General features: G+C 69.6%; 19 protein-coding genes and 1 tRNA gene. 11 read left to right on the forward strand and 9 right to left on the reverse strand.

Annotation, left to right across the window (positions count from 1 at the left end; translation table 11 throughout):
- Positions 1-19: 19 nt before the first annotated feature.
- From DEU37_RS05410 to ilvA, 7 genes are all read left to right on the forward strand, one after another.
- A tRNA-Leu gene (locus tag DEU37_RS05410) sits at positions 20-92 on the forward strand.
- 107 nt (positions 93-199) lie between these two features.
- Positions 200-1,432 (forward strand): alanine racemase, encoded by a 1,233-nt coding sequence (locus DEU37_RS05415; RefSeq protein WP_121189562.1) that lies wholly within the window; start codon positions 200-202, stop codon positions 1,430-1,432.
- Positions 1,429-2,742 (forward strand): D-arabinono-1,4-lactone oxidase, encoded by a 1,314-nt coding sequence (locus tag DEU37_RS05420; protein WP_121189563.1) that lies wholly within the window; start codon positions 1,429-1,431, stop codon positions 2,740-2,742. The genes DEU37_RS05415 and DEU37_RS05420 overlap by 4 nt, the downstream gene beginning before the upstream one ends.
- 107 nt (positions 2,743-2,849) lie before the next feature.
- Positions 2,850-3,416: a LemA family protein gene (locus tag DEU37_RS05425; RefSeq protein ID WP_005052555.1), complete on the forward strand. Its 567-nt coding sequence runs from the start codon at positions 2,850-2,852 to the stop codon at positions 3,414-3,416.
- Positions 3,417-3,429: 13 nt separating this feature from the next.
- Positions 3,430-4,317 carry a M48 family metalloprotease gene (locus DEU37_RS05430; RefSeq protein WP_121189564.1) on the forward strand — a complete coding sequence of 296 codons (888 nt, stop codon included), beginning with the start codon at positions 3,430-3,432 and terminating at the stop codon, positions 4,315-4,317.
- A gap of 16 nt (positions 4,318-4,333) precedes the next feature.
- Positions 4,334-5,533, forward strand: coding sequence for an AI-2E family transporter (locus DEU37_RS05435; protein WP_121189565.1), 1,200 nt, complete (start codon positions 4,334-4,336; stop codon positions 5,531-5,533).
- The gene (gene ilvA, locus DEU37_RS05440) at positions 5,530-6,756 is read left to right on the forward strand and encodes a threonine ammonia-lyase (RefSeq protein WP_121189566.1); all 1,227 of its coding nucleotides are present in this window, start codon (positions 5,530-5,532) and stop codon (positions 6,754-6,756) included. Before DEU37_RS05435 ends, ilvA begins: the two co-directional genes overlap by 4 nt.
- Before the next feature lie 14 nt (positions 6,757-6,770).
- On the opposite strand, the gene greA is transcribed toward ilvA, so the two are convergent.
- A complete protein-coding gene (gene greA, locus DEU37_RS05445) occupies positions 6,771-7,259 on the reverse strand; it encodes a transcription elongation factor GreA (protein ID WP_005052563.1) in 489 nt (162 codons plus the stop codon).
- A gap of 105 nt (positions 7,260-7,364) precedes the next feature.
- Positions 7,365-7,772 (reverse strand): DUF4307 domain-containing protein, encoded by a 408-nt coding sequence (locus DEU37_RS05450; RefSeq protein WP_005052566.1) that lies wholly within the window; start codon positions 7,770-7,772, stop codon positions 7,365-7,367.
- A 63-nt stretch (positions 7,773-7,835) separates the two neighbouring features.
- Between DEU37_RS05450 and DEU37_RS05455 the strand changes: the two genes are divergently transcribed.
- Positions 7,836-8,150, forward strand: a complete 315-nt coding sequence (locus DEU37_RS05455; RefSeq protein ID WP_121189567.1) for a hypothetical protein — start codon at positions 7,836-7,838, stop codon at positions 8,148-8,150.
- A 36-nt stretch (positions 8,151-8,186) separates the two neighbouring features.
- On the opposite strand, the gene DEU37_RS05460 is transcribed toward DEU37_RS05455, so the two are convergent.
- Entirely contained in the window at positions 8,187-8,891 is a 705-nt protein-coding gene (locus DEU37_RS05460) for a hemolysin III family protein (RefSeq protein ID WP_121189657.1), read from the reverse strand.
- A gap of 121 nt (positions 8,892-9,012) precedes the next feature.
- Here DEU37_RS05460 and DEU37_RS05465 point away from each other — a divergent pair, with 121 nt between their 5' ends.
- The 3 genes from DEU37_RS05465 (at position 9,013) to DEU37_RS05475 (ending at position 12,615) form a co-directional block, all read left to right on the forward strand.
- On the forward strand, positions 9,013-9,798 hold the full coding sequence (locus tag DEU37_RS05465) for an isoprenyl transferase (protein ID WP_005052573.1): 786 nt from the start codon (positions 9,013-9,015) through the stop codon (positions 9,796-9,798).
- A gap of 43 nt (positions 9,799-9,841) precedes the next feature.
- Entirely contained in the window at positions 9,842-11,095 is a 1,254-nt protein-coding gene (locus tag DEU37_RS05470; RefSeq protein WP_121189568.1) for an aminotransferase class V-fold PLP-dependent enzyme, read from the forward strand.
- 164 nt (positions 11,096-11,259) lie between these two features.
- Complete coding sequence (locus tag DEU37_RS05475; RefSeq protein WP_121189569.1) at positions 11,260-12,615, forward strand: PhoH family protein; 1,356 nt, start codon at positions 11,260-11,262, stop codon at positions 12,613-12,615.
- 37 nt (positions 12,616-12,652) lie between these two features.
- On the opposite strand, the gene DEU37_RS05480 is transcribed toward DEU37_RS05475, so the two are convergent.
- The 6 genes from DEU37_RS05480 to DEU37_RS05505 are packed head-to-tail and all read right to left on the reverse strand — an operon-like array spanning position 12,653 to position 17,293.
- Complete coding sequence (locus tag DEU37_RS05480; protein WP_005052579.1) at positions 12,653-13,309, reverse strand: response regulator transcription factor; 657 nt, start codon at positions 13,307-13,309, stop codon at positions 12,653-12,655.
- On the reverse strand, positions 13,306-14,298 hold the full coding sequence (locus tag DEU37_RS05485) for a cell wall metabolism sensor histidine kinase WalK (protein WP_259457146.1): 993 nt from the start codon (positions 14,296-14,298) through the stop codon (positions 13,306-13,308). Before DEU37_RS05485 ends, DEU37_RS05480 begins: the two co-directional genes overlap by 4 nt.
- Before the next feature lie 35 nt (positions 14,299-14,333).
- Positions 14,334-15,731: an aspartate ammonia-lyase gene (locus DEU37_RS05490; protein WP_005052583.1), complete on the reverse strand. Its 1,398-nt coding sequence runs from the start codon at positions 15,729-15,731 to the stop codon at positions 14,334-14,336.
- Between the two features lie 58 nt (positions 15,732-15,789).
- Positions 15,790-16,440 carry a carbonic anhydrase gene (locus tag DEU37_RS05495; protein ID WP_121189570.1) on the reverse strand — a complete coding sequence of 217 codons (651 nt, stop codon included), beginning with the start codon at positions 16,438-16,440 and terminating at the stop codon, positions 15,790-15,792.
- The gene (locus DEU37_RS05500; RefSeq protein WP_121189571.1) at positions 16,437-17,063 is read right to left on the reverse strand and encodes a DUF4245 family protein; all 627 of its coding nucleotides are present in this window, start codon (positions 17,061-17,063) and stop codon (positions 16,437-16,439) included. Before DEU37_RS05500 ends, DEU37_RS05495 begins: the two co-directional genes overlap by 4 nt.
- Entirely contained in the window at positions 17,063-17,293 is a 231-nt protein-coding gene (locus tag DEU37_RS05505; protein ID WP_005052590.1) for an exodeoxyribonuclease VII small subunit, read from the reverse strand. The genes DEU37_RS05500 and DEU37_RS05505 overlap by 1 nt, the downstream gene beginning before the upstream one ends.

Raw genomic sequence — 17,293 nt, forward strand, 5'->3', positions numbered from 1 at the left:
GTCGCTACCCTGGTAGCGGGCCCCCGTAGCCCAATGGCAGAGGCAGGCGACTTAAAATCGCTTCAGTGTCGGTTCGAGTCCGTCCGGGGGTACTCCCGCCGATGCGCGTCAGCCGGCCGAAAGATCCCTCGAGTTCCACTGCGGATGACACCCCGTGTCATCTAGGCTGGAGCCCTCACGAGCGAAGGAGCCCGAACCGATGAGCCTGGACCTCCTGAGCCTTCCCCCTGCCACCGGCCCGGGCTGGGATGATCCGGCGGCGTTCTGGGCGGCGAGATCGGCGGCGGTCTCGGCAGTGTCCGGACCCGTCGCCGCCATCGACCTCGATGCGCTCCGGTTCAACGCGATGGATCTCGTGGTCCGCTCCGCGGGTGTGCCGATCCGCGTGGCCAGCAAGTCGATCCGCGTCCGTGAGGTCCTGGACGCCACCCTCGCGATCGGGGGCTACCGCGGCATCCTCGCCTTCACGCTTCCCGAGGCGCTCTGGCTCGCGCGCGAGCATGACGACATCGTGCTCGGATATCCCAGCGTCGACCGGGCGGCGCTGGAGCGGCTGGTCCACGACGACGACCTCGCGCGTCGGGTCACCCTGATGATCGACGACCCTGCGCAGCTGGACGTGGTGGATGCCGTCGCCGCCCCGTCTGCTCGCGCGCGCGTCCGCGTGGCGATCGACGCGGACGCATCGTGGCGGGCACCCGTGCTGGGCCACATCGGCGTGCGTCGCTCGCCCGTGCACGAACCGGCGGAAGTCGTGCGGCTTGCGCGCTCCATCGTCGCCCGTCCCGGTTTCGAGCTGGTCGGCCTGATGATGTACGAGGCACAGATCGCCGGACAACCCGACCACACCGGTTCCGGCGACGGTGTCATCCGCTGGATGCAGCACCAATCACGGGACGAGCTCGTCGCCCGGCGGGGAGCGATCGTGGCGGGGCTGCGTGAGATCACGCACCTGGAGTTCGTCAACGGCGGCGGCACCGGTTCGCTGGAGTACACGGCAGCCGACCCGGCCGTCACCGAGACGACGGCCGGCAGCGGGCTGCTCGCCGGTCACCTGTTCGACGGCTACCGCGCTTTCACGCCGGCGCCCGCCGCAGCCTTCGCGCTCGAGGTCGTGCGCAAGCCGCTCGAGGACATCGCCGTCGTCCTGGGAGGCGGATGGATCGCATCGGGCCCACCCGTCGCCTCTCGCCAGCCCCGCCCGGTGTGGCCGACCGGGCTCAAGACCCTCGCGCGGGAGGGCGCAGGGGAGGTGCAGACGCCCCTGCAGGGCGAGTCGGCGCGCCGCCTTCGCGTGGGCGACAGGGTCTGGTTCCGCCACGCGAAGAGCGGTGAGCTGTCCGAGCGCGTCGACCGCTACCACCTCACCCTCGGCGAGAGCCTCGTCGGCGAAGCCGCCACCTACCGCGGCGAAGGGAAGAGCTTCCTGTGACACGACCCGGCGGCACATGGCAGAACTGGGCGCGCACCGAGAGCGTGCGCCCGCAGCTGGTGGAGTACCCCACGACGATCGAGGCGGTGCGCCGTTCCGTGCGCTCGGCCGGCGCTCGCGGGCGCGCGCTGAAGGCTGTCGGCGCCGGACACAGCTTCACCGGGATCGCGGCGGCGCCGGGAACCCTGCTGGATCTGAGCGAGCTGAGCGGCGTGATCGCCGTCGATCGCGAGCGCGGGCGTGTGCGCCTGCTGGCCGGCACGCGACTGCACCGCATTCCGGCGCTGCTCGCGCCTCACCGTCTCGCGATGGCGAACCTCGGCGACATCGATCGTCAAACCATCGCCGGAGCGCTCTCGACCGGCACCCACGGCACCGGTCTCGGTCACGGGGGACTGGCGACCCAGGTCGTGGGTGCCACGCTCGTCACGGCGGATGGAGAGCTGCTCACCGTCGACGACGAGAACGAGCCCGACCTGCTGCCTGCCGTCGCGCTCGGTCTGGGCGCCCTCGGCATCCTCGTCGACGTGACGCTCCAATGCGTGCCGGCGTTCGCGCTCGGCGCACAGGAACAACCCGAACCTCTCGACGCCGTCGTGGACGACCTCGATGCGCGCGTCCGCGGCGTCGACCACTTCGAGTTCTACTGGTTTCCGCACACCACTGTCGCCCTGACGAAGACGAACACCCGGATGCCGACAGATGCGCCGACGTCCCCGCTGTCGCCCCTGTCGCGCATGCTCGATGAGCGGATCGTGGGCAACGGCGTGCACCAACTGGTGTGCAGCGCCGGTCGGCTCGCCCCGCCGCTCGTGCCGGCAATCAATCGGCTGTCCGCCCGGGTGTGGGGGGATCGGCGGTTCTCCGATGCGTCGCATCGCGTGTTCACCACGCAGCGCAGCGTGCGCTTCCGTGAGATGGAGTACGCCGTGCCGCTGGACGAGCTGGCGTCGGCGTTTCGGGAGGTGCGCGACCTCGTGGACGCGTCGGGGTGGCGCATCGAGTTCCCGATCGAGGTGCGGGTGGCGCCCGCGGACGACCGGTGGCTCTCGACGGCCTACGCGCGTGACAGCGGCTACATCGCCGTGCATCGATACTGGCGCGCCGACCACCGTGCCTACTTCGCCGCCGTCGAGGAGATCATGCGCGCCCACGCCGGCCGGCCGCACTGGGGAAAGCTGCACACGCTCGATGCGGCGGCTCTGCGCGAGCGGTATCCGCGCTTCGACGACTTTCTGGCTCTGCGCGACCGCCTCGACCCCACGCGCATGTTCCGCAACGCCTATCTCGACCGCGTCCTCGGCGCGTGAGGGTCTGTCTCGCACCTGTGCAGATGGGGAACCGCTGGGAGTGCTGGCCGCGGCGGATGACGTGGCCCCTCCCGCCGATAGGATGATCCTCAGTCGATGGGAGTCGTATGGAATGGCTGATCCCGGTCCTGATCGTCGTCGCTCTGGTGGTGATCGCCGGAATCTATCTCTGGGCGACCTACAACTCGTTGGTCGCGCTCGGTGTGCGCGTCGACGAGGCGTGGAGCGACATCACCGTGCAGCTGAAGAGGCGCGCTGATCTGCTGCCCAATCTCATCGAGACGGTCAAGGGGTACGCGGCGCACGAGAAGGCGGTCTTCGAGAACGTCACCCGCGCCCGCGCGGAGACGCTCACCGCCGGCTCACCCGCCGAAGCCGGCGTGGCCGAAGGCCACATGCAGCAGGCGCTGAAGTCGCTGTTCGCGGTCGCCGAGGCGTATCCGCAGCTGCAGGCGAGTCAGAACTTCCTCCAGCTGCAGCAGTCGATCGTCGACACCGAAGACAAGATCCAGGCGTCCCGTCGCTTCTACAACGGCGGCGTGCGCGAGCTGAACACGAAGATCAAGGTGTTCCCGAACAACATGTTCGCGCGCAACCTCGGCTTCCACGAGCGGGAGTTCTTCGAGGTCGTCGACGGCGCCGCCATCGCCGAGCCGCCGCGCATCCAGTTCTGATCGGGCGCGCGGCATGTACTCCGCGATCGCCCGCAACAAGCGCAACACCTGGCTGATCATGGCCGGCTTCATCATCGTCCTCGGACTGATCGGCCTGGCGGCGGGATGGCTCGCGGGCAACAACTGGTGGATCTCGGCGTTCGTGCTCCTCGGGGCCACGGGCTACGCGAGCGTGCAGTACTTCGTCGCCGACCGCGAAGCCCTCGCTCTGTCGGGTGCGCAGGAGGTGACGCGCGAGGAGGCTCCGCGCTATTACCGGATCGTCGAGAACCTGTGTCTGACGACGGGGACCCCGATGCCCCGCCTCTACGTCGTCGAGGATGCCGCGCCCAACGCGTTCGCGACCGGACGCACGCCCGAGCGTGCCGCGATCACGGTGACGACAGGCCTGTTCGAGATCATGACGGATCGTGAACTGGAGGGCGTGCTCGGTCACGAACTGGGGCACATCCGCAACTACGACATCCGCGTCACGCTGGTCGTGTTCGGCCTCGTGGTCGCCGTGGGGCTGGTGGCGGACATCCTGCTGCGCGTGGCCTTCTTCGGGGGCGGCAGGCGCGGCGGAAACAGCCAGTCTCAGATCTTCTTCCTCCTCTTCGGCCTGGTGGCCGCCATCGTGGCGCCGCTGCTGGCCGCGGTCGTCCAGGCAGCCATCTCGCGCCAGCGCGAGTACCTCGCCGACGCGACCAGTGCGCTCACCACGCGCGACCCCGACGGCCTGGCATTCGCCCTCGCCAAACTGGGGGAGTACGGCCGGCCGCTCGCCAAGGCGAACACTTCGATGGCCCACCTCTGGATCAGCGACCCGCTGCGCCGCGGTGCCGTGGAGCGCATGTTCGCGACGCATCCGCCGATCCCGGATCGGATCGCCCGCCTCCAGGAGATGGGTGGCCGGTTCTGAGTTCTAGACTGGCGGGATGAGCGGCACCGACGACAGACCCGGCGCCGCGCCGCGCGGGTCGTTCCTCGACACTCTGCGTGAGCGCACGGTCGCCTCCGACATCGACCGCGGGCTTCCTCGAGGACTCAGGGTCGCGACGGCGTATGCCTGGCGATTCGTTGTCATCGCCGTCGCGGCGGGCATCCTGATCTGGCTCGTCATCCAGCTGAAGCTCCTCGTGATCCCGCTGATGGTGGCGATTCTCGTCACCGCGCTGCTGTGGCCGGCCTTCACCTGGATGCTGACGCGTGGGGTACCGCGGTGGCTGGCGATCGTCCTATCGGTGCTCGGCACGGTTGCGGTGGTCGCAGGGCTGCTGTGGCTGGCCATCTGGCAGATCACTCGTGAGTGGTCGAGCGTGCAGGTTCGCACCACCGAAGCGATCGGTCAGTTGCGTCAATACCTCATCGACGGGCCGCTCCACCTCACGGCGCAGCAGATCGACGATCTCCTCGTCCAGGCTGGCGGCTACCTGCAGCAGCAGGCGGAAGTGCTCTGGTCGGGCGCGCTGGCCGTCGGATCCACCGTCGGGCACGTCGCCACCGGCGCGGTGCTCGCGCTGTTCATCCTGCTGTGCACCCTCGCCGACGGCGGCGGCATCTGGAGCTGGGTCGTGCGCCTGTTCCCGCGGCGCGCGCGCAGCGAGGTCGACGGCGCCGGCCGCGCCGGCTGGCGCACCGTGGTCACCTACGCGCGCACGCAGTTGCTCGTGGCGACGATCGACGCGACGGGCATCGCTCTCGGCGCCTTCCTCCTCGGCGTTCCCCTGGCCATCCCGATCGGGGTGCTCGTCTTCCTCGGCGCCTTCGTCCCGTTCGTCGGTGCCGTCGTCACCGGGGCGCTGGCGGTGTTCCTCGCCCTCGTCTACAACGGGCCGTGGATCGCGCTGTGGATGCTGGTGGTCGTCCTCGGCGTCCAGCAGCTCGAGGGGCACGTGCTACAGCCGCTGCTGATGGGCTCCGCCGTCAAAGTCCATCCGCTCGCGGTCGTTCTGGTCGTCGCCGGCGGTGCGATGATCGCCGGTATCCCCGGCGCGCTCTTCGCCGTGCCGCTGGCGGCTTTCATCAACGTCGTCGCCGTCTATCTGGGACGTCGCTCGAACGATTCCACGGCCTCACCCGATCGGGCCGACCTCATCTGGAGCACCGTTCCCCGCAGTAGGAAGAAGCCCGCGTGACCCTCCCGACCCTGGCGGAGTTCGAGGACGCCGCCGCCGTCCTGCGCGACGTCATCGTGAAGACGCCCTTCGACGTCTCCGACCACCTCACCGAGGTACTCGGTGCGCCCGTCTACCTGAAGCTCGAGAACCTGCAGCGCACGGGCTCGTTCAAGATCCGAGGGGCGACCTACCGACTGTCGCGTCTGAGCGCACAAGAGCGTGCACGCGGCGTGGTGGCCGCCTCTGCCGGCAACCACGCCCAGGGCGTCGCCTCGGCCGCACAGAAGCTCGGCATCCCCGCCACGATCTTCATGCCGCTGGGCGTGCCGGTCCCCAAGCTCCTCGCGACCCGCGGCTACGGCGCCGAGGTCGTGCTGGAAGGGGCGACCGTCGAGACGCCGCTGCGGCTCGCGGCGGAGTTCGCCGAACGCACCGGCGCCGTGATGATCCACCCCTACGATCACCGCGACATCATCGTCGGCCAGGGGACGATGGGTCTGGAACTGTGGGACGGCGTGCCCGAGCTCGAGACCGTCGTCGTCGGGATCGGTGGCGGCGGACTGATCGCCGGGGTCGCCGCCGCGGTGAAGGCGCGGGCAGCCCTCGAGGGCAGACGCGTTCGGATCATCGGCGTGCAGGCCGAGAACTCCGCCGCGTACCCGTCCTCCCTCGCCGCCGGCGTGCCGCTGACGGTTGCCACGACGCCGACCATCGCCGACGGCATCGCCGTCGCGCGTCCCGGTGATGCGCCGTTCGAGGTGATCAGCGAACTCGTCGACGAGGTCGTCACCGTGAGCGACGACGACATCGCCCGGGCGCTGCTGGTGCTGCTGGAGCGCGCGAAGCAGGTCGTCGAGCCCGCCGGCGCCGTGGGCGTGGCCGCGATCCTCGCCGGCAAGATCACGGCGAGCGGCCCGACGGCCGTCATCCTCTCCGGAGGCAACATCGACCCGCTGCTGCTGCAACGCGTCGTGGCGCATGGACTGGCGGCATCCGGACGCTACATGACGCTGCAGATCCCGCTGCCCGACCGGCCGGGCCAGCTCGCGCGCGTGTCGGAACTGCTCGCCATAGCCGGAGCGAACGTGATCGAGGCGCTCCACACGCGCCACGGCCAGGGTCTGCAGATCAGCGAGGTCATCCTGCAGCTCAGCGTCGAGACCCGCGGCGAAGAACACCGGGCCCACGTCATCAGCGTTCTGGAGGAGGCAGGCTTCCGCCCCCGCGTCGCGCAGGACTGACGCGGGGCGCGCCGCTACTGGCCGTTGTAGGTTTCGACCTTGACGATCTCCACCGAGATCTCGCGACCGTTCGGCGCGGTGTACGAGGTCTTCTCGCCCTCCGCCAGGCCCAGGATCGCAGCGCCCAGCGGGGAGGCCTCGCTGTAGACGTCGAGCTCGGAGCCCGCCGCGATCTCGCGGCTGCCGAGCAGGAACACCTCTTCGCCGCCGGCGACGATCGCCGTCACCACGGTGCCGCCCTTCACGGTGCCGTCGGACTCCGGGGCCTCGCCGACCACGGCGTCCTTCAGCAGCGCCTGCAGGGTGCGGATGCGTGCTTCCTGCTTGCCCTGTTCGTCCTTGGCGGCGTGGTAGCCGCCGTTCTCCTTGAGGTCGCCTTCTTCGCGGGCGGCCTCGATGCGCTTGGCGATCTCTTCGCGACCCGTCGTCGACAGGTGCTCGAGCTCGGCGGCGAGCCGGTCGTAGGCGTCCTGGGTGAGGAAGGTCTCCGTGTTCTCGGCCACGTCGTCTCCTTGTCGATGGGGGCGGTCGATGCGCGTGTGCGGCACCGGCCGCCGACACTATGCCAAACGCCCCGGCAGCTGCCAGGGCGCATGTGTCGAATCAGCCTACGGGATCCAGCACGAGGGGACCAAACCGGTCGTCGCAGCGGCGGTGGTCGCCACCCGCTCGCTGAACGTGCGGCTGTGGGCGTCGTCGGCCGGGTAGGAGACGACCTTCCACCCGACGATGCCGTGCTCCTCGTCCTGGGCCTCGACCACGCAGCTGACGGCGCTTCCACGCGCGAGCGTGAGCTGGAAATCGACCGTCACGCTGTGCGGAGCATCGCTGAGATCGAATCCGGTGACGTCGATGTCCACGGACTGAGCCGCCTGTGTGTAGGTGTTCCATCCGAAGTAGCCGATGAGCGCGAGAACGACCGCGCCCCCGAGGATCCAGGTCCAGCGACGGCGCCCCGCGCTGCGTGCTCGGCCGTAGCGGTCGTCGAGCTCCTGCTGTGTGCGCATCGCGGTCATGACACTTCCCGAGGTTCTAGGCTGGACTTCCAGGCTAGGCGCTCCGCGCGGAACAGAGGAACGATGCACGCACTGACGATCGCGCTGTCGGCGATCGCCGACCCGGCGATTCCGACTCCCACCATGACCGTCAACCCTGACGCGGTCACTCCGGGGTTCGTGGGCTTCGTCGGCATCGCGGTGGTCGCTATCGCCGTGATCTTCCTCCTCATCGACATGCTGCGACGCATCCGTCGCGCCGGCTACCGTGCGGAGATCGCCGAAGAACTCGACGCGACGACTCAGGCGGATGCCGAGGCGCGCGCCCACGAGCAGGCCGCCGCCGCCGTCGAGGCGAGCGAGACCGACGACCAGGACATCGATCCCGCCTCGCGCTGACGCTGCCGCGGGCGCCCGGGGCGTTCTCCTCCGCGCTCAGCCTGCCGAGCCGAGTGAGGGGGTCAGCGGGTGTAGTGCGATCAGCAGGCACGCCGTCCAGTGGCAGAGAAACGCCAGCACGGTGCACACGTGGAAGATCTCGTGGAAGCCGAAGTGGCCCGGCCAGGGGTTGGGCTTCTTCAGCGCGTAGACGACGGCTCCGCCGGTGTAGAGCAGGCCGCCCACGATGACGAGGATCATCATCGCGACGTTCGCGTGCAGGAGGTCGCCGAGATACATCACCGCAGCCCAGCCGAGCAGCAGGTACAGCGCCACGTAGAGCCAGCGCGGTGCGTTGATCCAGAAGACGCGGAAAAGGATGCCGAGGATCGCGCCCGACCAGACGAGCACGAGCAGGAGGGTGCCTTTGTCGGGCGTCAGCGCCAGCACGGCGATCGGCGTGTAGGTGCCGGCGATCAGCAGCAGGATGTTGGCATGGTCGATGCGCTTGAGCACCGCCTTGGTCGTCGGCCCCCAGGTGAACCGGTGATACAGCGCGGAGTTGCCGAACAGCAGGAGCGAGGTCAGCATGAACACGGCCGCGGCCCACTTCGCGGCCGCGCCGTGGGCGAAGACGATGAGCAGCACCCCGGCGGCCACGGCCACGGGGAACGTTCCGGCATGGATCCAGCCGCGCCACGTGGGCTTCAGTTCGACCTGCGCGCTGACGGAGCCTGCTTCGAGGAGCGGGAGCTGGGGCATGTCGGCGCCCTCGGCGGATGCGTGTCGGGTCACGGCACTGAGCCTACGCGTACCCTCATGCCGACTTTTGTACATACGGCGTGTGCGGTGTGGGGTACGGCCCGCGCGGTAGCGTAGGAACGTGACACCCACCGGTTCGGGCGAGGGGCGTGGATTCCTCTATCGCCTCTACAGTTCGCGCCTGCGTCGCGAGTTGACCCCCGACACGGTTCCCCATCACGTCGCGATGATGATCGACGGCAACCGTCGCTGGGCCCGTCAAGCGGGCTTCACCACCGTCGCTCACGGACACCGTGCCGGGGCGGCGAAGATGCACGAGTTCCTGCGGTGGTGCGACGATCTCGGCATCCGCGTCGTCTCTCTCTACCTGCTCTCCACCGACAATCTCACCAAGCGCGACTCGCAGGAGCTCGCCGATCTCATCGAGATCATCGCGGAGCTGGCCGACGAGCTGTCGCTCGAGCCCGGCTGGCGGGTGCAGCACGTGGGTCGGGCGGAGATGCTGCCGCCGGATCTCGCCCGAGTTCTGCGGACGGCGGAGGAGCGGACGGCCGGCAACACGGGTCTGCACGTCAACCTCGCGGTCGGCTACGGCGGGCGCAGCGAGATCGTCGATGCGGTTCGCAGCATCATCGCGCAGCACGACGAGCGCGGCGGTTCACTCGAGGAGCTTGCGGCCAGCCTCACTCCGGAGCAGATCGGCGAGCATCTGTACACCGGAGGGCAGGCCGATCCCGATCTGGTGATCCGTACCTCCGGCGAGCAGCGTCTCAGCGACTTCCTGCTCTGGCAGTCGGCGCATTCCGAGTTCTACTTCGTCGAAGCGCTCGGGCCGGATCTGCGCGAGGTCGACTTCCTCCGCGCGATCCGCGACTACGCCACGCGCGATCGCCGCTACGGCAGCTGACGGGGGCCACTCGATCCGTCCCCGAACGACTCGGCGTGGGACAATGGGCGACGTGAACGACCTGCAGCCCTACCTCGATACCTTCGACAGCGCAGCGGGGTATCTGGACTGGGCGGCATTCGGACCGCTCTCGCCGGCGGTTCGAGCCGAGACCCTGGCCGACGCGGAGCTTCTCGGCAGCGGGCGCCGTTCGGGCATCGATCTGGTGTCGGAGAGATCCGACGAGGCGCGCGGGCTGGTCGCACAGGTTCTCGGATGTGCCGTCGACGAGGTCGTGTTGCAGCCGTCGACGACCCACGGACTGCAGCACGCGATGCAGGGGCTTCGTGGCACGGTCATCGTCTCGGCTCAGGAGTTTCCCGCCCTGCGGGTGACGGCACGCCGCGCGCAGGACGCTCGCGGTGTGCTCTCGGTTCGCGAGATCGAGCCCGTCGCCGGGATCGTCACGGCGGATGCCGTGGCGGAGGCGCTCGATGACGATGTCACCGCCGTCGCCGTCAGCCTGGTCGATTTCCGCACGGGCGCCGTCGCCGACGTGCGGGAGATTCGTGAGCGGATCGGCGACCGCCTGCTGATCGTCGATGCCGTTCAGGGCTTCGGCGTCGTCGACGCCGACTGGGATGCGGCCGATGTCGTCTGCGGCAACGGATACAAGTGGCTTCGGGCCGGTCGGGGCACCGGCTTCGCGAGGTTCTCCGATCGGGCGCGCGAACGGATCGAGCCGGTGCTGTCAGGGATTTCCGGCATGCAGGGCGACGCGACCAGCGTGGGTGTGCCGGCGCCGCTGCCGACGGCGGCCGCATACCAGGTCGCCCCGGCCGACCACCTCGCTGCCGGCCGCCTCGCGGCGGCGTTGCGCGAAGTGGTCGACGCGGGCATTCCCGCCATCGCCGCCGAGCTACGCGCACGCGCACGGGCCGTGATGGAGCTCGCCGATCGCTACGGGGTCCCCGTCCTCACCCCGCGCGACCGGCACGCGGGCATTGTGACGCTGCAGCCTGCACCTCACGAGGCAGCGCCGCTGGCCGCAGCCCTCGCCAATCAGGGCGTCACCGTCACCGCCCGCGGCACCACGATCCGGGTCGCGCCGCACGTGGGAACGGGCGCCGACAGCTTCGTCCTGCTCGGCGACGCGCTGGCCGAGGTCGCCGCCAGCCGCGTCATCATCGACCCCGCTCCCGCGTCGCTCGCGCTGTCCGAGCCCGGTTCTGCGGATGACGCGCCGATCTCGCTCGAGGTCGTCGCACCCCCCGCGGAGGCCGTCGAGGCTGCGTCCGCCGACGACATCACACGTTAACGTCCCCGTCATCGACCGGCGGCGTGTCGTGGCTGGCGCGCCAGCATCGCCGGCCGTACGGTCATCACATCGGGCAAGGCGCCCGGTCGGGTCGGCCTCCACACGACTCGTGGCCACGGTCGACTCGAAACTGCCGGGTGCTCCACCCGGGGCGGGAGTGAGTTGTGACCACACGGGCTTCACTGCAGCAACGCCGGATCGATGAGAGCCTCGAGGGGGCCGCGGACACCGATCTGCGGACCTACGTCCTCGACACCTCCGTGCTCCTGAGCGATCCGCGCGCGTTCTTCCGGTTCGCGGAGCATTCCGTCGTCGTCCCCGTGGTGGTGATCACGGAGCTCGAAGGCAAGCGGCACGACCCGGAGATCGGCTACTTTGCCCGGCAGGCTCTGCGCCACCTCGACGAGCTGCGTGTCGAGCACGGTCGACTGGACTTCGCCGTCCCGGTCGGGGAGGGGGGAACGCTGCGTGTCGAGCTGACCAACACCGATTCCTCCGTTCTGCCCGCCGGCATGCGCCTCGGCGACAACGACACGCGGATCCTCTCCGTCGCCATGCACCTCGCTGCCGACGGTCAGCAGGTCACGGTCGTCTCCAAGGACCTCCCGATGCGCGTCAAGGCCGCCTCCCTCGGCATCCACGCCGAGGAGTATCTCGCGGAGCAGGCCGTCGACAGCGGGTGGACGGGCATCGCCGACATCGCGATCTCCGGCGACGACATGAGTGACCTCTACGAGGCGGAGGTCGCGACCAGCGACGAGGTGCACGGCTTCCCGGTGAACACGGGACTCGTGATCCACTCCGAGCGGGGGTCGGCTCTCGGCCGGGTCGCCGGAGACGGCGCATTCCGTCTCGTCCGCGGCGACCGGGACGTGTTCGGGCTGCACGGCCGCAGCGCCGAGCAGCGCATCGCGATCGACCTGCTCATGGATCCCGAAGTCGGAATCGTCTCTCTCGGCGGACGCGCGGGAACGGGGAAGTCGGCCCTCGCCCTCTGCGCCGGCTTGGATGCCGTCCTCGAGCGCCAGCAGCAGAAGAAGATCATCGTCTTCCGCCCGCTCTTCGCCGTCGGCGGCCAGGAGCTCGGCTACCTGCCGGGCGACCAGTCCGAAAAGATGAACCCGTGGGGGCAGGCGGTCTTCGACACCCTCGGCTCGGTGGTCTCCGGAAACGTCCTCGAGGAAGTCGTCGCGCGGGGGATGCTCGAGGTGCTGCCGCTGACGCACATCCGCGGACGTTCTCTGCACGACGCTTTCGTGATCGTCGATGAGGCGCAGTCGCTCGAACGCAACGTGCTGCTCACGGTGCTCAGTCGGATCGGACAGAACTCGCGCGTCGTGCTGACCCACGATGTCGGCCAGCGTGACAACCTCCGCGTCGGCCGCCACGACGGCATCGCCTCCGTGATCGAGACGCTGAAGGGGCACAGCCTCTTCGGTCACGTGACACTCGTGAGATCCGAGCGTTCCGCCATCGCCGCGCTCGTCACCGATCTGCTGGAGCAGGGCGAGCTGAGCTGACGCGGCCCGCCCGTACCCGCGTCGTCCGCGGCGAGGTCTACTCCCAGCGGTAGCCCTCGCCGCGGACGGTTGCGATGTGGTCGGCGCCGAGCTTTGCCCGCAGATACCGCACGTAGACGTCCACGACGTTCGAGCCCGGATCGAAGTCGAGGCCCCAAATGCGGCTGAGCAGCGTCTCACGCGTGAGAACCTCACCGGCGTGCCGCAGGAACTGCTCAGCAAGTGCGAACTCGCGCGCGGAGAGGTCGACGTCGTGACCGGCCACCGTGCAGCGACGCGCCAGCAAGTCGAGCGTCACATCCCCGCGGGAGAGGACCATCGTGATGGCACCCGTGCGCTCCCGAAGACGCGAGCGCACGCGCGCCATCAGCTCAGCGAGGGAGAACGGCTTCGGAACGTAGTCGCTGGCCCCGGCATCCAGACCGTCCACCGCGTCGCGGGCCGAACTGCGAGCCGTCAGCATGATGACCGGGAGGGACTGCCCGTCGCCACGCAGGCGGCGGAGAACCTCGAATCCGTCCATGCCCGGCAGTCCGACATCGAGGATCACGAGGTCGATGTCGCCTCGCGACGCGCGTTCGAGCCCGGCGGCGCCGTCCTCGCAGGCGGTCGTCTCATACCCTTCGGCCGACAGGGCGCGCGTGACCATCGACACGATATGCGGCTCGTCGTCGACGATGAGGATGCGAGTCATCCGGAGGCCTCCCGTTGTTGGACGACATCCCCCGCACGCACCGGTGTGGGCAGTGTCGCCTGCGTGCCGATGGGGATCTCGATGGTGAAGGTGGCACCGCCACCCGGCGTGTCGGCCACGGTGCAGTGACCGCCGTGGGCCTTCGCGATCGCGTCGACGATGGCGAGGCCGAGGCCCGATCCGCCGACCGACCGCTTGCCCGTGCCGCGGTCGAAGCGACGGAAGATGCGGTGGCGCACGGCGGGCGCGATTCCCGGGCCGTGATCGCGCACCCACAGCTGAGCTCCGGAGGGATGCACGGCGCTGCCGATCTCGATCGCCGAGCCGGCGGGGGTGTACTTCGCCGCGTTGTCGGCCAGTTGCAGCCACGCCTGCAGGAGGCGATCACGGTCGCCGTGGATGATCCCTGCCGCGCTCTGTTCGACTCCCCAGGCGTGGTCGGCGATGACGGCGACCAGCTCCGCGACGCGTCGGGTCAGCATGTCCAGATCGACATCGCCCATCGTGAAACTGTCGCTCTCGACCGCGGCAAGCAGGTCGATATCGCCGATCAGACGCGTCATCCGGTCGAGTTCGGCGATGCCGAGGGCACGCGTTGCGGCGACGTCGGAGGGGTCGGCGGCGTCCATGAGCTCCAAGTGTCCCCGCACGATGGTGATCGGGGTCTTCAGCTCGTGTCGCACATCGTCCAGGAGCCGCCGCTGAGCGTCGAAGAGAGCATCCGGGGTCTCGACGCCGTCCGGAAGCTCCGGCGTGTGGCGCCGCTCGTCCAGGAGCAGCCAGCCGACCAGAGCCGTCACCGCGAGCGTCAGCGCCGCGGCCGCGGCGAACACGACCACCGACACCCAGGTGGTCGGCGCCCCGGTCGCAGCGTGCACCGCGAGCAATGCGAGGGCCGTCAGCCCGAAGCCCGCCGCGACCACGGCGAGAACGACGCCGAGCCCGCGTGCGCGCCCGCTCGCGCGGGCAGGGCGGACGGCGCGATTCACCCTCTGATTATGACCCCGACACGGGTCCCAGGCGATCAGCCGGGGTGCGTCATCGACAGGAGGTCGAGCTTCGTGTCGAGTTGCTCCTCGGTCAGCTCACCCCGCTCGAGGTAGCCGAGGTCGATCACGGCCTCGCGTACCGTGATGCCCTTGGCGACGGCGTGCTTGGCGATCTTGGCGGCCGCTTCGTAACCGATGAGCTTGTTGAGCGGGGTGACGATCGACGGGGACATGCCGGCGAAGGCGGCGGCGCGCTCGAGGTTCGCCTCCAGGCCGTCCACCGTCTTGTCGGCCAGCACACGCATGGCGTTCGACAACAGTCGGATCGACTCGAGAAGGGCCGTGCCCATCACCGGGATGGCGACGTTGAGCTCGAACGAGCCGGATGCGCCCGCCCATGCCACGGTCGCGTCGTTGCCGATCACGCGCGCGCAGACCATCAGGGTCGCCTCGGGGACGACGGGGTTCACCTTGCCGGGCATGATCGACGATCCGGGCTGCAGGTCGGGGATGTGCAGCTCGCCGAGACCCGTGTTGGGGCCCGAGCCCATCCACCGCAGGTCGTTGTTGATCTTGGTCAGCGAGACCGCGATCGTGCGGAGGGCGCCGGATGCTTCGACCAGCCCGTCGCGGTTCGCCTGCGCCTCGAAGTGGTCCTGCGCCTCGGTGATCGGAAGTTCGGTCTCCTCGGCCAGCAGTGCGATGACCTTCTGCGGGAAGCCGAGCGGCGTGTTGATGCCGGTTCCGACAGCGGTACCGCCCAGCGGCACCTCGCCCACGCGGGGGAGCACGGCACGCACCCGCTCGATGCCGAGGCGGATCTGACGTGCATAGCCGCCGAACTCCTGCCCGAGCGTGACGGGGGTCGCGTCCATGAGGTGCGTGCGGCCCGACTTGACGGCGTCCTTCCATAGCAGCGCCTTCGCCTCGAGGGCGACGGCGAGATGGTCGAGCGCGGGGATGAGGTCGTCGATGAGCGCCTGCGTGACGGCGATGTGGACGGAGGTCGGGAAGACGTCGTTGGACGACTGCGACGCGTTGACGTGGTCGTTCGGGTGCACCGGCGCGCCGAGCTTCTGCGTCGCGAGCGAGGCGAGCACCTCGTTCATGTTCATGTTCGACGAGGTCCCTGACCCCGTCTGGTAGGTGTCCACGGGGAAGTGGGCATCGTAACGACCGGTGATGACGTCGTCGGCCGCCGCTGCGATCGCATCGGCGATCGCGCCGTCGAGGGTGCCGAGGTGCTTGTTGGCCAGCGCCGCGGCCTTCTTGATGCGCGCGAGCGCAGCGATCTGCGTCGACTCCAGCCCGGTGCCCGAGATCGGGAAGTTCTCCACGGCGCGCTGGGTCTGCGCTGCGTAGAGAGCGTCCTTCGGCACGCGCACCTCGCCCATCGTGTCGTGTTCGATGCGGTACTCGGTGGTCTCGGTCATTGCGGTCACGTCCTCGTTTCCTGTGCGCTTGCGGTTGTGATGGTGGGGTGGAGCCGGCTCAGGCCGGGTCGAGGCCTACGGCGACATGCGGCACTGCCGTGCCCTCGCTCAGTCGGTAGTTCGCGCCGACGATACCCAGTCGACCCTCGGCGACGGCGTCGGCGATGAGCCGCGACGAGGAGAGCAGGTCGTCGACCGTGTTCTTGAGGTGCTCCCGTCCGACGTCTTCGGCGTCCAGCTCCCGCGGGTCGACCTCGCCGCCGGCGCCCCGGAGCACGGTGCGTGCCGCCGGTACGATCCGCGCGATCAGGCGCCAGATGTGCGGGGGGAGTTCGGGGGCGCCGAGCGCGGTGGAGTCGATCGCGGCGCGCACGGCGCCGCACGCGTCGTGCGCGAGCACGATGATGAGCGAGACATCCAGCGCCGCCACCGCGTACTCCAGGCTGGCCACGGCGGAGTCGGAGGCGACCTGGCCGGCGTTGCGGACGACGAACAGATCGCCGAGTCCCTGGTCGAAGATGATCTCCGCCGCCAGGCGGGAGTCCGCGCAGCCGAACAGCGCGGCGCGCGGTGTCTGGGCAGCGGCGAGCTCGTTGCGCCGTTCGACGTCCTGTCGCGGATGCCGCGGCGCGCCCGCGACGAAGCGGGCGTTGCCCTCGAGCATCTCCTCCCACACCAGGGAAGGACTGGGGCGGACGGTTGCGCTCATCTCTTCTCCTCGCGCATCGTGAGAATCTGATCGGTGACCCCGGCGGCCGCGACGGCGGCGGTGGACGCGTCGGTCGCTCCGTAGATCAGCACCGTGTCGGAGCCTGCCGTCGTCGAGATGGCGTACGAGACCGTGTCGGTGCGGGCGGCGGAGGGGATCGTGTACTCGTCCCAGGTGATGTCGTCGATGGTGACGGTGCCGGAGGGTGCGAAACCGCCCAGCACCTTCGTCGCCCATCCGGCGTCGACGCCGACGCCCTGAGCCACGCGCACGTATCCGCTTGGCGGCGCGTACACGACTCGCCACATCGAGCCCTCCAGCCGCGCCGAGTTGGCGCGCCAGTTCTCGGGAACGACAGGAACCAGGAGGGGATGGCCGATGGATGCCGACGCGCTCTGCGCGGCTGCGGCCACGTCCGCTTCCTCGGGGTCGGGAAGCGAACCGCGGGGCACGCCGAAGTAGACCACGGCGACGACGGCCATCGTGACGAGGAGGGCAGCCACCAGGTTGCGGAAGGTCTTGCTCTGGCGGTAGGCCCGCGACGCGGCCGCCTTGCGGTCGGCGGTCTCGGCGGGCGTCTCGGGACGGCCGAGTTCCGCGACGATGCGAGGAGCCGATGCCATCACGAGTCCGCGTCCGCGGGACGGGCGGCATCGAGAAGCCGCTTCGCGCCGAGCAGCCACTCCTCGCACCGCGCAGCGAGAGCCTCGCCCCGGGTCCAGAGGGCGAGCGACTGCTCGAGGGTCGGGGCACCCTGCTCGAGTTCGGCCACGACGCGGACGAGTTCGTCCCGGGCCTGCTCGAACGACAGATCGGCGACGTCGGTGGCCGTGTCGCTGGTCATGGCGTCCAT

Origin of the sequence: Microbacterium sp. AG790 (genome assembly GCF_003634765.1) — a bacterium.
Taxonomy (GTDB): Bacteria; Actinomycetota; Actinomycetes; order Actinomycetales; family Microbacteriaceae; genus Microbacterium.

Excerpts from the sequence above, each read along its gene's own strand:
- DEU37_RS05415 (WP_121189562.1), top strand. The coding sequence starts at position 200 with ATGAGCCTGGACCTCCTGAGCCTTCCCCCTGCCACCGGCCCGGGCTGG.
- DEU37_RS05425 (WP_005052555.1), top strand. The coding sequence starts at position 2,850 with ATGGAATGGCTGATCCCGGTCCTGATCGTCGTCGCTCTGGTGGTGATC.
- DEU37_RS05430 (WP_121189564.1), top strand. The coding sequence starts at position 3,430 with ATGTACTCCGCGATCGCCCGCAACAAGCGCAACACCTGGCTGATCATG.
- DEU37_RS05435 (WP_121189565.1), top strand. The coding sequence starts at position 4,334 with ATGAGCGGCACCGACGACAGACCCGGCGCCGCGCCGCGCGGGTCGTTC.
- DEU37_RS05450 (WP_005052566.1), bottom strand. The coding sequence starts at position 7,772 with ATGACCGCGATGCGCACACAGCAGGAGCTCGACGACCGCTACGGCCGA.
- DEU37_RS05455 (WP_121189567.1), top strand. The coding sequence starts at position 7,836 with ATGCACGCACTGACGATCGCGCTGTCGGCGATCGCCGACCCGGCGATT.
- DEU37_RS05460 (WP_121189657.1), bottom strand. The coding sequence starts at position 8,891 with ATGCCCCAGCTCCCGCTCCTCGAAGCAGGCTCCGTCAGCGCGCAGGTC.
- DEU37_RS05470 (WP_121189568.1), top strand. The coding sequence starts at position 9,842 with ATGGGCGACGTGAACGACCTGCAGCCCTACCTCGATACCTTCGACAGC.
- DEU37_RS05480 (WP_005052579.1), bottom strand. The coding sequence starts at position 13,309 with ATGACTCGCATCCTCATCGTCGACGACGAGCCGCATATCGTGTCGATG.
- DEU37_RS05490 (WP_005052583.1), bottom strand. The coding sequence starts at position 15,731 with ATGACCGAGACCACCGAGTACCGCATCGAACACGACACGATGGGCGAG.
- DEU37_RS05495 (WP_121189570.1), bottom strand. The coding sequence starts at position 16,440 with ATGAGCGCAACCGTCCGCCCCAGTCCTTCCCTGGTGTGGGAGGAGATG.
- DEU37_RS05500 (WP_121189571.1), bottom strand. The coding sequence starts at position 17,063 with ATGGCATCGGCTCCTCGCATCGTCGCGGAACTCGGCCGTCCCGAGACG.
- DEU37_RS05505 (WP_005052590.1), bottom strand. The coding sequence starts at position 17,293 with ATGGACGCCATGACCAGCGACACGGCCACCGACGTCGCCGATCTGTCG.